We start from the raw sequence: 14,411 nt of genomic DNA on the forward strand, positions 1-14,411 counted from the left end.
AAAAGAAGGAGGAGTATTTTTGAAAAAGAACAAATATGAAATCGACATGTGCAACGGCACGATTATGGACAAGCTGATTTCCTTTTCGCTGCCGCTGATGGTGTCCGGCATTCTGCAGCTGATGTTCAACGCGGTGGATATCATCGTCGTCGGACGGTTCAGCGGAAGCCAGGCGCTTGCGGCTGTCGGATCGACAACGGCACTCATCAACGTGTTCATCAACCTGTTTATGGGAATTTCACTCGGTGCGAATGTACTGGCGGCGCGGTATTATGCGGCGGGGCGCGACCGGGAGATGTCGGAAACGGTACATACATCGATCATGCTGGCGCTGATCAGCGGCGTTGTGATGGCGTTTGTGGGCGTATTTTTTGCAAAAGGCGCGCTGGAGCTGATGGATACACCGGCGGATGTCATTGATCAGTCGGCATTGTATATGAGAATTTACTTTATGGGAATGCCGTTTTTCATGCTGTACAACTACGGTGCGGCGATTCTGCGTGCCGTCGGCGACACGAAGCGGCCGCTGTATTTCCTGATTGTATCGGGTGTGATCAACGCTGGTCTGAATATGTTCCTCGTGATTGTGTTCAGTCTCGGCGTGGCAGGTGTGGCGATTGCAACGGTGGTTTCGCAGGCGATCTCCTGCTTGCTGGTTCTGCGGTGCCTCTATAAGAGCGAGGGAAGTTATCAGCTCCGGTTCTCGAAGCTGTGCCTGAAAAAGGATTACATCATCCCGATTTTCCAGGTCGGCATCCCGGCGGGTATTCAGAGTACCGTTATCAACTTCTCGAACGTGCTGCTGCAGTCATCCGTCAATTCCTTCGGTTCGATTGCAATGGCAGGCTACACGGCGGCCAACAATGTGCTGGGATTTTTATACACCTCAGTCAACTCCGTCACCCAGGCGTGCATGAGCTTCACAAGCCAGAACTACGGTGTCGGAAAATACAAACGAATGGATAAGGTGCTGATCGACTGCCTGATTCTCTCCAGCGGCATCGCACTGGTGATGGGTGGCGGCGCGTATCTGTTCGGTACGGAAATCCTGCAGATTTACACCGGGGACCCGGAGGTTATCCGCTGCGGTATGGAAATTCTGTCGATCACGACGGTTCCGTATTTCCTCTGCGGCATCATGGACCTCTTCCCGGGAGCCCTGCGCGGTATGGGATGCTCGGCGGTGCCGATGATTCTGTCCGTCATCGGAACGGTCGGAACGCGAATCGTGTGGATCTTCGGCATTTTCCCGCAGCACCGCTCGCTGTATGTGCTGTTCATTTCGTATCCGGGATCGTGGATCATCACGATTATCCTGCAGGTGATCTGCTATCTGATTGTGCGGAAGAAAGTCCACAGCCGGGCAGCAGCCGTATAAAAAAGAGAAAAAAGACAAAAAGCCAGAAAAACCGCGGATAAATCCATTTTTAGGTGGAATTATCCGCGGTTGTGTGATAAGATGGCCGTATGCGAAGAGGCAGGTAGAAGATACAGGGACACCTGCCTCTTACTCTGTGAAAAAGGAGAGAAGAGAGAACATATGAAAAAGTTTTATGCATGGTATCAGAAGCATATTACAGGTGCGATCTTTACCGGACTGCTTCTCGGTATTTTAACCGGACTTCTTCTGGCGGACCGCTTTACGCCGATTCTGACCGTAACCGGCGTCATCGGCGGCATCTACATGAACGCCTTGAATATGATGATTTTCCCGATGGTATTCTGCTCAATTGTCATGGGCATCTGCAGCATCGGAAATGCAAAAACGACAGGTAAGATCACCGGCTACTCGATGATTTTCTTCCTGTGCACCACCGCGATTGCAAGTGCAGTCGGCATTATCATTCCAAGACTGATCCGCCTCGGAAAGGGAGTCCATTTTGAGATGGCAACTTCCGATATCCAGGCGACCGAGATGACCAGCATCCTCGACACGATCAAAAACCTGATCCCGTCCAACCCGGTGAAAGCATTTGCGGAGGGCAACATGCTCCAGGTACTCGTGTTCGCTGTCGTTGTCGGCTTTACGCTGATTGCGGTCGGAGAGAAGGGACAGCCGCTCTTAAACGTGATCGACTCCCTGAATGAGGTCTGCTTAAAAGTCATCAGCACCGTTATGTACTTCACCCCGATCGGTGTCTTCTGTACGATCGTGCCGGTTGTCGAGGCAAACGGAACCAAAACCATCGTTTCCCTGGCAACCCAGCTCATCATTCTGTATGTGGCATTCTATGGATTTGCGATCGTCGTCTACGGCGGCGCTGTAAAACTCATCGGAAAGACGAGTCCGGTCAAGTTCTTTAAGGCGATCATGCCGGCAGCCCTGAATGCATTCGGAACATGTTCCAGTTCCGCGACGATCCCAATCAGCAAGCGCTGTGTCGAGAAAGAACTCGGCGTTTCGAACCAGATCAGCAGTATTGCAATCCCGCTCGGTGCCACCGTCAACATGGATGCGGTATCGATCCTGATGTCGTTTATGATCATGTTCTTCGCAAATGCCTGCGGCATCAGCGTCAGCATTTCGATGATGGTGATCATTCTGCTTGCCAACGTCCTGCTTTCTGTCGGAACACCGGGTATCCCGGGCGGTGCGATCGCATCGTTCGCAGCACTCGCCACGATGGCAGGTCTTCCGGCCGGCGTCATGGGCGTTTACATCAGTATCAATACACTGTGTGACATGGGTGCCACATGCGTCAACGTCATCGGCGATATGGCAGGCTGCGTTGTGCTGCAGGAGAAAATCAAACTGGAAGAAAACTAAAAAATGTTACATAGAAAAAGAGGGATTCCTTTCACGGGAGTCCCTCTTTTGCAATGCGTAAAATAAATTAAATATAGTCCGAAACATATGGAATATGGTGGAAGAGCAGGTCATCCAGGCATTCCACAGTCTGTGGCGTCGTTTCGATGCGCGCCATCTCATACAGCTTGGAAGCCGTCTTGTAGCCGAGCAGCAGTGTCGTGAGCGATGCGATCGTCATTTTCATCACATGGTCCGGCTCGCGGTCGGTCGGCACACAGTGTCCTTTTTCAAAGAAGAATGTGAAGCTGTCATTGTTCCACGGAAGCAGCTCATCCTCGATCTCAAAACGGATACACACATCCGGCTCGTCCGGGTCGCAGGCGTAATGTTCCATAAACTGCACGACATCGATGATACGCCCCATCGAGTATGGGCGAATCGTTTCTTTGATATCGCTGTCCTCAAGCTCGAACGCGATGGGTTCACTGTAGTAGTTATTTCCTTTGACCTCATCGATCATGGAATCGTGCGCATGAATATACTCCCAGAGTCCCAGCTGCGCTTCGCGGTTCAGATAGATCATCTCTTTGATATGCATGATATCGGAGCTGATCAGATAGACCATGTAGCCGTACGGCACATCATCAGCGGAATAGTAGATCGCAACGACGGTATCATCCTCATCCCAGCGGAAATATTCTTCCCACGCCAGATTGTTGCGGTAGAGGCAGCCGTGCGTCTTCGAAGCAAATTTGGTATGTAGTTCCTTGAAATCCTTGTCATCCCATGCCACGCGGCGCACATAGCCAGGGGCTTTGAGTTTCCGCGGCACCTGCGTGTCCTTGATGGTGTACGTCATCTTATTGGAAATGATTTCCCATCCGAGATTCCGGTAGAGCGGAATGGAGTAGGGATAGAGAAGCGCAAAGGAACGGTGGTTTTCCCGCATGCGCGTGAGACTCCGGATCATCAGCTTTTTCATGATGCCCTGGCCGGTGTATTCCGGGTAGGTGCAGACGCTGGTGACAAAACCAACGGGATAGCGGACACCGTAGATATTCATGTCCAGCGGATAAACCGCGAACTGTGATACCAGATCCTCCTCGCAGAAACAGCCGAGCACATCGGCACGGACGAGAACCGGGAATTTGGACTGCTTGATTTCATCGTCTTTCCATCCGCTTTCGGAAAGCTCCTGCTCTGTAACCTGAAAGGCGTAGCGCAGAAGTGCATTGTACTGCTCTGCGTCGTCGATGGTCAGCGGGCGGAAGGTTAAGTTCGAATCTTTCGTTTGAATCATGGATTACTCCCTCATTTTATTGTGAATCAAAGTATAGTGAATCAGATACTTTATTTTTTCGTAAATATTCTATCATAAGAAATGGAATTTGTGCAGTTAAAAATAAAGCCCATTCCGCAAATTTGGTAAAAAGATCAAAATAGTGTTAGAAATCGGATAAAAACTTCAAGAAACAGACAAAAAATCTAATAAAATGAAAAACATACAGGGACAGTCTGCGCGAAAAAGCAGACATACGATTTCCAGGGTGACTGCGTTGAGATCGACGTGTTCAATCCGGAGACAAGAAAATATGTCTGGAACGTATGCAAGAAGAACTACTACGATTACGGCATCAATGCTTTCTGGCTGGATAACTCCGAGCCGGATTACGGTGTTTACGATTTCGATCATTACCGCTATATTGAAGGACCGGCGCTCTCCTGCAGCAACATCTATCCGCAGTTATACAGCCGTGTCTTCTATGATAAGAAGAAAAAACCGACCGCGTAAAACCGGTCGGTTTTTTTGAATAAATTTCCATTACAGGACGGTTTTTGTACACTTTTTTCTTGACGAAACGGGAAACAATCGTTACACTATTATGTATAACTGTAATTAAAATGGGAAAATGTAGCAAAACGCGGAAGCACACAAAGGGGTAATGAAGTTTTGTGTGTACCGGGGAGAAGAGAGGGAAACAGATGAATCAGACCGAATTGCCGGAATGTGAAAAAATAAGTAAGAAAGAGCCTTCTAAGGATGTTCAGATGACACAGGAACAGGCAGACAGTCTGGTGGAACATCTGAAGAATATTTTCATGTATGTGCGGGTTCTCCGTCCGGATGAGATCGGAGATTTTATTATCGATGAAGAGAATGGCAAGCTGTGTGAATGCTGTACAGTATGGAACAAAGCGATGCCGTGCCTTAACTGTATTTCCGAAAAAGCCCTGCGGGAGAAATCGCAGAAATCAAAACTGGAATGCATTGCGTCGAATGTGTATCAGGTCATTGCAAGATACGTGGAGATCGAAGGAGAACCATGCGTGATCGAGATGATCAACCGTCTCGACGATGAAACACTGATGGACTCCGAAGGACGCCAGAATCTGGTAAGCAAGCTGAACAGCTACAGCGAAGAGCTGTATCGTGACGCGCTGACCGGAGTATTCAACCGCCGCTACTTCGAAGACCAGATCCGGGACGCCAGCTTTTGCTGCGGCGTAGCCATGATCGATCTCGATGATTTCAAATTATACAACGATACATACGGCCACAATGCCGGAGATATGGCGCTTGACACCATTGTAAAGACCGTCAACCGCTGCACCCGACGTACCGACCGTCTGATCCGCTTAGGAGGAGACGAATTTCTGCTGGTTCTGCCGGAGATGGATGAGGAAAACTTTGTACAGAAATTAAAACAGATTCAGTCACAGATCCATGAGGCACAGGTGCCAGGCTACTCGAAGATGCGTCTTTCCGTCAGCGTAGGAGGTGTTCTGACAAGAGATGAGACGATCGGCGAAGCTGCGATGCGTGCCGACCAGCTGATGTATCTTGCGAAACAACGGAAAAACATGGTTGTCACCGAGAAAGACCAGATCCTGGGTTGTCAGGACGATGTTGTCCGTCAGGAAAACCGCAGAGAAAAACAGCGCATCCTGATCGTGGATGATTCCGAGATGAACCGTATCATCCTCTCGGAGATTCTGCAGGATGAATACGATATCATCGAGGCTTCCACCGGCGAAGAGTGCCTGCGTCTGCTGGAAGAATACGGAACAGGCCTTGCGCTGATCCTTCTGGATATCGTCATGCCGGGCATGGACGGTTTCGGAGTGCTTGACTACATGAACCGCAACCACTGGATCGAAGAGGTTCCGGTCATCATGATATCGAGCGAGGATTCCACCACATTTGTGCGCCGTGCGTATGAGCAGGGCGTATCCGATTATATCAGTCGTCCGTTTGATGCAAAAGTTGTTTACCAGCGTGTCTTCAACACGATCAAATTATATGCAAAACAGCGCCGTCTCGTGACGCTCGTCACCGAGCAGATTTACGAAAAAGAGAAAAACAATCAGATGATGATCAGTATCCTGAGCCATATCATGGAATTCCGGAATGGCGAGAGCGGACTTCATGTCCACCACATCAACGTTCTGACCAGTATGCTCCTCGAGCGTCTGGTACAGAAGACAGACCGCTACCACTTAAGCTGGTCCGATCAGCTGATGATCACAACGGCATCCGCGCTGCACGATATCGGAAAGATGGGCATTGACGAGAACATTTTAAATAAGCCGGGAAGGCTGACGAAAGAAGAGTTCGAGGAGATGAAGAAACATACCCTGATCGGAGCGTCCATGCTGAAGAGCCTGGAACTGTATCAGGACGAGAAGCTGGTACAGATTGCGTACCAGATCTGTCGCTGGCATCATGAGCGGTACGACGGAAAGGGTTACCCGGACGGCTTAAAAGGTGAGGAGATCCCGATTGCAGCCCAGGTTGTATCGATTGCCGATGTTTACGATGCGCTGACAAGCGAGCGTGTCTACAAATCGGCATACACGCACGAGAAAGCCATCGAGATGATCCTGAACGGCGAGTGCGGTGCCTTCAGCCCGCTGATGCTCGAGTGTCTGCTCGATATCAAAGATGCCATCTGCGAGGAGCTGAACACCATATCCGAAGAAAAACAGACTTCGATTCAGATTGAAAAGCTGAAAAAGAATCTGAAATCGGGGGGGGGCAGAGCTGAGTTTTCTGAACTCTGATGAGAAGTTATCCACAGAAGATGCCTGGGAGAACAGGTATCATGCGGATTCGAAAGACGATTTTAAATAAAAATATACCAAAACCCATGGATTCCTGAAAAGATTCCATGGGCTTTTCGCACTTTTGTGCAAATTTTTGTTGTGATTCCGGAGGACAACTGCTATAATAACAGAAAATGTCAAAAAATACGACAAAAATACCGGAAGAGGGCTGTGCGAACAAGTACACACAAGTCTGGAAAGGATAAATATCATGAATCAGTTGGAAGTATTACGAGAGAGTCTTGGACAGTGCGATGAGATTATTCTGGATGCACTGCTTATGAGAAACCGTATTGTCGAGGACATTATGGTATATAAAGAAGCAAATAACGTGCCGATTCTCCAGCCGGAGCAGGAAGCAAAACAGAAGGAATGGCTGGAACGCCGGATGCAGGAAAAACGCCATAAAAACGAAGTTGCGGATGTTTTCGAGAGCATCACAAGAAACAGTAAAAAGATTCAGGCAAGAAAGCTGTTCAATTATAATATTGTACTGATTGGCTTCATGGGAGCCGGAAAGAGCACCATTTCCGATTATCTCAAAACCGTGTTTGCCATGGATATCATCGAGATGGATCAGATCATCGCAGAGCGTGCCGGTATGAGCATCTCCGATATTTTTGAGACTTACGGCGAACAGTATTTCCGTGACTGCGAGACGAATCTTCTGATTGAAATGCAGTCGAGAACAAACGTTGTCATTTCGTGCGGCGGCGGAACTCCGATGCGTGAGTGTAACGTTGCGGAGATGAAAAAGAACGGCCGCGTTGTTCTTCTGACTGCAAAGCCGGAGACGATTTTAGACCGTGTCAAAGACAGCCACGACAGACCGCTGATCGAGAACAACAAAACCGTTCCGTTTATCGCAGATCTGATGAGCAAGCGCCGTGAGAAATATGAGGCCGCAGCCGACATTATCATCGAGACGGACGGAAAGAGCGAGCTGGAGATCTGTGAGGAGCTGATCCACAGCCTGCGGCAGATGGATGCAAAAGCGGAATAAAAGAGAAAAAGCAAAGAAAAAGAAGAAGCAAGAAAAAGCAAGAAAAAGAAAGAAAAAGAAGAAGGAGAATGCTGTGTGCGACGGCAGCCTCCTTCTTTTCCTTTTGATACCGAATTGTTGCGCACTTAAAAAATACAAAATGTGTAGGAAAAAAGATTGACAAAAAAGATATTTTTCGATATTCTGATAAAAGTTGGGCTAAAATCACGTGAAAAGATTGAAAAAACAAGGTATTATTTCGTGCTATTGTCCGAATAAGAGAAAAAATTCAGGATAATTATATGAAAAACAATGGCCCGTGTGCAGACATAGCCGGATCAGCCGGGGAGGGTCTGCGGAAAACAAAGGAGGAACACCAATGAGAAAAAGAAACAAAGTCGTTTCTCTGCTTTTGGCAGGATGCATGGCAGCCGGTCTTCTGGCCGGATGCGGAAGCAGCGGAGAGGCACAGGTAGCAACTGCTGACAATGCTACAGCGGCATCAACCAGTACTGGAGCAGCGGATTCTGCAGCACCGGAGACTGCAGGTGAAGTGGACGGACAGATCAATCTTCGCGCGGTATCCTTTGGAAACAACTTCGATGTACAGGATATGGGATGGCGCTGGATGATGGCAGAGTGCTACGAAGGACTGATGCGTGACGTAGCAGATGAGAACGGAGACCGTTTCGAGTACGCCGGTGCAGAATCCATGGACGTATCCGACGACGGACTGGTTTATACCTTCCATCTGAGAAAGGATGCAAAATGGTCCGACGGACAGCCGGTTACCGCAGCAGATTATGAGTACGGCTGGAAACGTCTGTTAAATCCGGAATACGGATATTCCTATTCTTTCTTCCTGTTTAACGTAGTAGGAGCAGAGGAGTATTATAACGGACAGGGTTCTGCCGATGAGATCGGAATCAAAGCAGTTGACGATTACACCTTCGAGGTTACCTTAAAGGTAGCGGATCCGACCTTCCAGTCCAAGCTGGTAGCAACTCCGCTTTACCCGACCCGTCAGGATGTCGCAGAGGCAGCCGGAGACCAGTGGGGAAAAGACTGGACAAAGTGTGTCTACAACGGACCGTTTGCCATGACCAACCTGGTAGAAGATAACTCCATGACATGGGTAAAGAATGACCAGTACTGGGATAAGGACAACGTAAAACTGAATCAGGTAAACTGGTACTGTGTAGCAGAGAACGCAACAGCAGCAACCATGTTCGATAACGGACAGCTGGACGTTTTCGATGCAGCAGGCGATTACATTGCAAAATATGACAAAGAAGTAGAAGCAGGCAATATGCAGACCATGACCACCGAGTACCCGGGAACTATGGTTTTGTGCTACGAGCAGTCTGAGGGCGGAAAATCCGGTCTGATGAAAAACGTAAACATCCGCAAGGCAATTTCCTACTCCATCAACCGTGAGGAGATGGTATCAGCTGTTTACGGAAGATACACCGCAGCTTACGGCTTCGTTTCCCCGGCGATCACGCTCGACGGAACTTCCTACCGCAAGCAGGCGTCGGAGACGATGAAAAAGGAATATGAGCAGTATGCAGGAGATGCAGACAAGTTAAAAGCACTGTTCCAGAAAGGCCTTGATGAGCTTGGTATCACCGATAAACCGGAAGACATCACCATTACACTGCTGTCCCAGGGTTCTGCTACCGAGAATCAGCTCGAGAGAGAGTACCTGCAGCAGTCCATTTCCCAGAATCTGGGCGTAAAGGTAGAGCTGAATACCGTTGGCGATTACCAGATGTTTGCAAACGAGCGCGATAACAAGAACTACGATATCTTTGTAGGCGGATGGTTCAGCGATTACAACGATCCGCTGGATTTCCTGAACATCATGAAGACAGGCGTTTATGATTCCTACGGCCTCTATAGCAACAGCGAGTACGACAGCCTGATCGATTCTCTGACCGGAGAGAACGACAACGCAAAACGCCTTGAGATTTACCAGAAGCTGGAAGATCTGCTGGTTGCACAGGATTGTGGTGTTGCACCGCTGTACTACTCTGATAAACATTACTATTATCAGAACTGGGTAAAAGATTTCTACACATCCTCCTTCGGCGCAAGCCAGGAGCTTTACAGAGCAACTGTAGAGAAATAAAAAAAGCAGCAAAACAGAAGAAATGAGGGAAGAAGGGCTTATGAAACAATAGGCTCTTCTTTCGCTATCATAATAAAATTCCGGTCGAAAAAGACCGGACAGGGAGAGGATTTTTATGCCAAAATATTTACTGCGCCGTTTCGCGGAAATGCTGATCACACTGTTTCTGATTGCAACGGCCACGTTTTTCCTTCTGGAAGCGGTTCCGGGAGATCCGCTGACGGAGCGTGCGAGCAAGCTCTCGCCGACCGTAAAGGAAAACCTCTATAAGCGCTACGGCCTCGACAAGCCGATGATGGAGCGCTATGTGATCACAATGAAGGGAATCTGCAAGGGAGAGTTCGGGGAATCTGTTGTCTATGCGGGACAGACGGTACAGAAGCTGATTCATGACCGTCTTCCGGTATCCGCCCGCCTTGGTATCCAGCAGGTGCTGGCCGGTATCACGATCGGTCTGCTGCTTGGAATTCTTGCGGCAATGAGGAGGGGAAGCTTCTGGGACTATATGGTGATCGCCCTGTCGGTCCTCTTGATTTCCATTCCGAACCTGATCTTTGGTCTGATGCTTCAGAAAATTTTCGCAGGTAACCTGAAGGTTCTGCCGACGATCGGCTGGCCTGCGGGAAAGGATCTGTGGTTCGGAGGATGGGAATACACGATTCTTCCGACCCTGACAGGATGCTTTTCTTATATCGCAACGTATGCGCGTCTGCTGAAAACCTCGATGCTCGATGTGATCAATCAGGATTACGTGCTGACTGCTGAATCGAAGGGCTTAAGCCGCGGACAGATTATCCGCCGCCATATCCTTCGGAACTCGTTTATCCCGGTTATCACACAGCTTCCGATGTCGGTTGCCATGTGTATCACAGGCTCCTTCTTCATCGAGAGCATCTTTTCCATCCCGGGAATCGGACAGTATTATGTGACGGCGGTCAATAACCAGGATCTTTCCATTATCATGGGAGAGACGGTTATTATCGCAGCACTTTACATCGGTGTTCTCTTTATCACGGACCTGCTGTACGTGGTCGTTGACCCGAGAATCAGTCTGACAGGAAAGAGCAGATAAGGAGGATATTATGGCAGCATTAACACCGGAAAAATTTAAAGTAATAGGATACACCGAGGAAGATGCGAACCGGATTGACCGCCCGACCATTTCCTACTGGCAGGACGCCTGGAGACGGCTCCGCAAAAACCCGATCGCAATGGGATCTCTTGTTGTGCTCGGTATTCTGCTTGTCATGGTCATCATCGGACCGCATATCAAAGGATATGATTATGTATCCATGAATATCGCCGAGAAAAACCAGGGCGTATCGTCAAAATACTGGTTTGGAACCGACAACCTGGGACGTGACCTCTTCTCAAGAGTCTGGGTCGGCGCGCGGGCATCACTGATCATCGCGATCGTTGCAACGGCAATCAAACTCATCATCGGAACGGTATATGGCGCGCTGATGGCACATTTCGGCGGCTGGGTCGATGAGGTTCTGATGCGGATCATCGAGGTTATCAACTCGATTCCGTCTCTGCTTCTTACGATTCTGATCATGATGATTCTTGGAAATAACCTGTTTGCACTTCTGGTCGCGCTTAGTGTCACCGCATGGTGTAACACGGCACGTCAGGTGCGCGGTATGATCAAACAGCTCCGTGAGACGGAATACGTTTACGCGGCGGAGGTGCTCGGTGCAAAACCGCTCCGCATCATCTTAAAACACTATGTACCGAATATGCTGGGTATCCTGATTCTGGATACGGCGACGGCAATCCCGATGTTTATTTTTACGGAGGCAGGTCTTAGCTTCCTCGGCATCGGCCTCAAGGCACCATCAATCAGCCTTGGTGTCCTGATTTCGATGGGACAGCAGAACATGGATTTCTATCCGTCACAGCTTCTGTTCCCATGTCTCGTGCTCTGTATCATCGTTATGGCATTCAACCTTCTGGGAGACGGCCTGCGCGATGCCCTGGATCCGAGACTTCGCCAGTAATAAGTGGGAGATAACGATATGAACGAACAAAACAATCCGATTCTGGAAGTAAAAAACTTAAGAGTCTCTTATCACACCTATGCCGGTGAAGTAAAGGCAGTCCGCGGTGTACAGTTTTCTCTCGAGAAAGGTCAGGCGCTCGCAATTGTGGGCGAATCCGGCTGCGGAAAATCTGTAACGGCGAAATCCATCATGGGCCTCATCAAGGCCCCGCAGGGTGAGATTAAAGAGAACAGTGAAATTCTCTATCATGGAGAGAATATTCTGAAATACAACAAAAAACAGTGGCAGCATTACAAAGGCGGCGAGTGTGCAATCATTTTCCAGGATGCGCTGGCTTCCTTAAATCCGACGATGCGTGTCGGAAAACAGATTATGGAAAATCTGATGGGCCACAAAAACATGACAAAACAGGAAGCGGCAAAGGAGGCTGTCGAGATGCTGCGCATGGTCGGCATCCCGGAGCCGGAAAAACGTGTCAGACAGTATCCGCACGAATTTTCCGGCGGTATGCGTCAGCGTGTTATGATCGCGATTGCATTTGCCTGTGATCCGAAAATTCTGATCTGTGACGAGCCGACGACCGCACTCGATGTGACAATTCAGGGACAGATTCTCGATATTATCAAGAATCTGCAGAAGAAAAACCAGACGTCCGTTATCATGATCACACATGATCTTGGTGTTGTGGCGAATATCGCACAGAAGATTGCTGTCATGTATTCCGGTATTATCGTGGAAAGCGGAACGTGTGAGGATATTTTCTATCGTCCGCGTCACCCGTATACCTGGGCGCTGATCCGTTCCGTACCGCGTCTGGATCTGAAAAACAAGCAGGAACTCGCGACAATTCCGGGAACTCCGCCGGATCTTTTAAACCCGCCGGTCGGATGTCCGTTCTGCACGCGGTGCAGCTATTGTATGCCGATCTGTAAGGAAGAGATGCCGGAGGCAACGGAATTCGGCGGCGAGCATAAAGCTGCCTGCTGGCTCCATCACCCGATGGCACCAAAAGTAGAAATGCCAAATCTGGAAGGAGGAGAACTGTAATGGAAAATAACGAAAAAGAAGTGCTTTTTTCCGTTTCCCATCTGAAAAAATATTTTCAGGTCGGAAACCATGCGACCTTAAAGGCCGTGGATGATGTCTCCTTCGAAATTTACAAGGGTGAGACACTTGGAATGGTTGGCGAGTCCGGATGTGGAAAGACAACGTGCGGCCGTACCTGCATCGGCCTGTATGACAAGACCGACGGACAGGTGCTCTACAAGGGAACCGATGTCCATGCGTTAAACGGAAAAGAGCGGTTTGCCTTCAAAAAACAGGTACAGATGGTCTTTCAGGATCCGTATGGATCACTCGACCCACGTATGACCGTTGCCGACATCATCGGCGAGGGCATCGACATTCACCATCTGGCAAAGAATAAGAAAGAGCGCCAGGAGATGATCTACAAATATCTGGAACTGGTCGGACTGAACCGCGAGCATGCGAACCGTTTTGTGCACGAGTTTTCCGGCGGACAGCGCCAGCGAATCGGTATTGCGCGTGCGCTTGCCGTGCAGCCGGAGTTCATCGTTCTCGATGAGCCGATCTCCGCACTCGATGTTTCGATCCAGGCACAGATCGTCAATCTTCTTGTGGATCTGCAGAAAAAGATGGGACTGACCTATCTTTTCGTTGCCCATGATCTGTCGATGGTCAAACATATTTCCGACCGTGTGGCGGTTCTGTATCTGGGAACGCTCGTCGAGCTGACGACATCCGAGGAGCTGTACGCCAACCCGCGCCACCCGTACACACAGGCACTGCTCTCCGCGATTCCGATTCCGGACCCGAAAGTAGAGGCAGAGCGCGACCGCAAAAAAATCCGCCTCGAAGGCGAGGTGCCGAGCCCGATCAACACGAAGCCGGGCTGCAAATTCCAGGGAAGATGCAAGTACGCAAAAGACATCTGCCGACAGCAGATGCCGGAATTAAAAGACGTGGGCAACAATCACTTTGTGGCATGTCATTTCTGTGATGCGTTAGAAGAAAATAAGGAATTGTAAAACATGGAAAAGATAAAGAACATCTGCTGTGATCTCGGCAGAGCATTTACAATCGGCCTGCTCTCCGGCGGCGCTGCGGCAGCTGTGCTGCTGCTGGGAGGATTCCTCTTTGGGGGATTCACGTTCCGCGCTGCCCTTGAGGCGGCGAAAGACGGCTTGCTGCTGATCGCGGCCCTCGGCATGTTCGTGATCGCCGGAATGCTGATGGTAAAAGGCAAAAACCCGGAGAAATTCACGCAGAAGGAAAAATGGCGCGTCCACTTTGCCGTACTCGGATATAAGAGTGTGTTCGCAGTTCTCTGCGTTTCCTGGGTGCTGTGGGCGGCAGCGGCGGATTATCTTTTGTATCGGATGTGAAAATAGTTTCTATAAATAAAAAGAGAATTTTGCAGAC

General features: G+C 49.3%; 11 protein-coding genes and 1 pseudogene. 11 read left to right on the forward strand and 1 reads right to left on the reverse strand.

Features of this window, described 5'->3' with window-relative positions; genetic code table 11:
• Positions 1 to 46: 46 nt before the first annotated feature.
• Both DXB83_RS10830 and DXB83_RS10835 read left to right on the forward strand, forming a co-directional pair.
• Complete coding sequence (locus DXB83_RS10830; RefSeq protein ID WP_118697619.1) at positions 47 to 1,378, forward strand: MATE family efflux transporter; 1,332 nt, start codon at positions 47 to 49, stop codon at positions 1,376 to 1,378.
• Between the two features lie 162 nt (positions 1,379 to 1,540).
• Positions 1,541 to 2,767, forward strand: coding sequence for a dicarboxylate/amino acid:cation symporter (locus DXB83_RS10835; protein WP_117802377.1), 1,227 nt, complete (start codon positions 1,541 to 1,543; stop codon positions 2,765 to 2,767).
• A gap of 67 nt (positions 2,768 to 2,834) precedes the next feature.
• Here DXB83_RS10835 and DXB83_RS10840 read toward each other — a convergent pair whose 3' ends face one another.
• The gene (locus DXB83_RS10840; RefSeq protein WP_022462381.1) at positions 2,835 to 4,049 is read right to left on the reverse strand and encodes a GNAT family N-acetyltransferase; all 1,215 of its coding nucleotides are present in this window, start codon (positions 4,047 to 4,049) and stop codon (positions 2,835 to 2,837) included.
• A gap of 240 nt (positions 4,050 to 4,289) precedes the next feature.
• On the opposite strand from DXB83_RS10840, the pseudogene DXB83_RS10845 reads away from it, so the two are divergent.
• From DXB83_RS10845 to DXB83_RS10885, 9 genes and pseudogenes are all read left to right on the forward strand, one after another.
• Positions 4,290 to 4,541, forward strand: a pseudogene (locus DXB83_RS10845) (TIM-barrel domain-containing protein); the annotation flags it as partial.
• A 191-nt stretch (positions 4,542 to 4,732) separates the two neighbouring features.
• Entirely contained in the window at positions 4,733 to 6,811 is a 2,079-nt protein-coding gene (locus tag DXB83_RS10850) for a diguanylate cyclase (RefSeq protein WP_330426816.1), read from the forward strand.
• A gap of 253 nt (positions 6,812 to 7,064) precedes the next feature.
• Complete coding sequence (locus DXB83_RS10855) at positions 7,065 to 7,856, forward strand: shikimate kinase (protein ID WP_117761637.1); 792 nt, start codon at positions 7,065 to 7,067, stop codon at positions 7,854 to 7,856.
• 358 nt (positions 7,857 to 8,214) lie between these two features.
• Positions 8,215 to 9,966, forward strand: a complete 1,752-nt coding sequence (locus tag DXB83_RS10860) for a peptide ABC transporter substrate-binding protein (RefSeq protein ID WP_118640485.1) — start codon at positions 8,215 to 8,217, stop codon at positions 9,964 to 9,966.
• A gap of 115 nt (positions 9,967 to 10,081) precedes the next feature.
• Complete coding sequence (locus DXB83_RS10865; protein ID WP_117509869.1) at positions 10,082 to 11,038, forward strand: ABC transporter permease; 957 nt, start codon at positions 10,082 to 10,084, stop codon at positions 11,036 to 11,038.
• Positions 11,039 to 11,048: 10 nt separating this feature from the next.
• The gene (locus DXB83_RS10870) at positions 11,049 to 11,966 is read left to right on the forward strand and encodes an ABC transporter permease (protein ID WP_022462668.1); all 918 of its coding nucleotides are present in this window, start codon (positions 11,049 to 11,051) and stop codon (positions 11,964 to 11,966) included.
• Between the two features lie 18 nt (positions 11,967 to 11,984).
• On the forward strand, positions 11,985 to 13,016 hold the full coding sequence (locus DXB83_RS10875; protein WP_022462667.1) for an ABC transporter ATP-binding protein: 1,032 nt from the start codon (positions 11,985 to 11,987) through the stop codon (positions 13,014 to 13,016).
• On the forward strand, positions 13,016 to 14,017 hold the full coding sequence (locus DXB83_RS10880) for an ABC transporter ATP-binding protein (protein WP_022462666.1): 1,002 nt from the start codon (positions 13,016 to 13,018) through the stop codon (positions 14,015 to 14,017). Before DXB83_RS10875 ends, DXB83_RS10880 begins: the two co-directional genes overlap by 1 nt.
• Positions 14,018 to 14,020: 3 nt before the next feature.
• On the forward strand, positions 14,021 to 14,374 hold the full coding sequence (locus tag DXB83_RS10885; protein ID WP_022462665.1) for a hypothetical protein: 354 nt from the start codon (positions 14,021 to 14,023) through the stop codon (positions 14,372 to 14,374).
• The last annotated feature ends 37 nt before the right edge of the window (positions 14,375 to 14,411 follow it).

Origin of the sequence: Blautia sp. OM06-15AC (assembly GCF_003481425.1) — a bacterium.
GTDB lineage: Bacteria > Bacillota > Clostridia > Lachnospirales > Lachnospiraceae > Fusicatenibacter > Fusicatenibacter saccharivorans.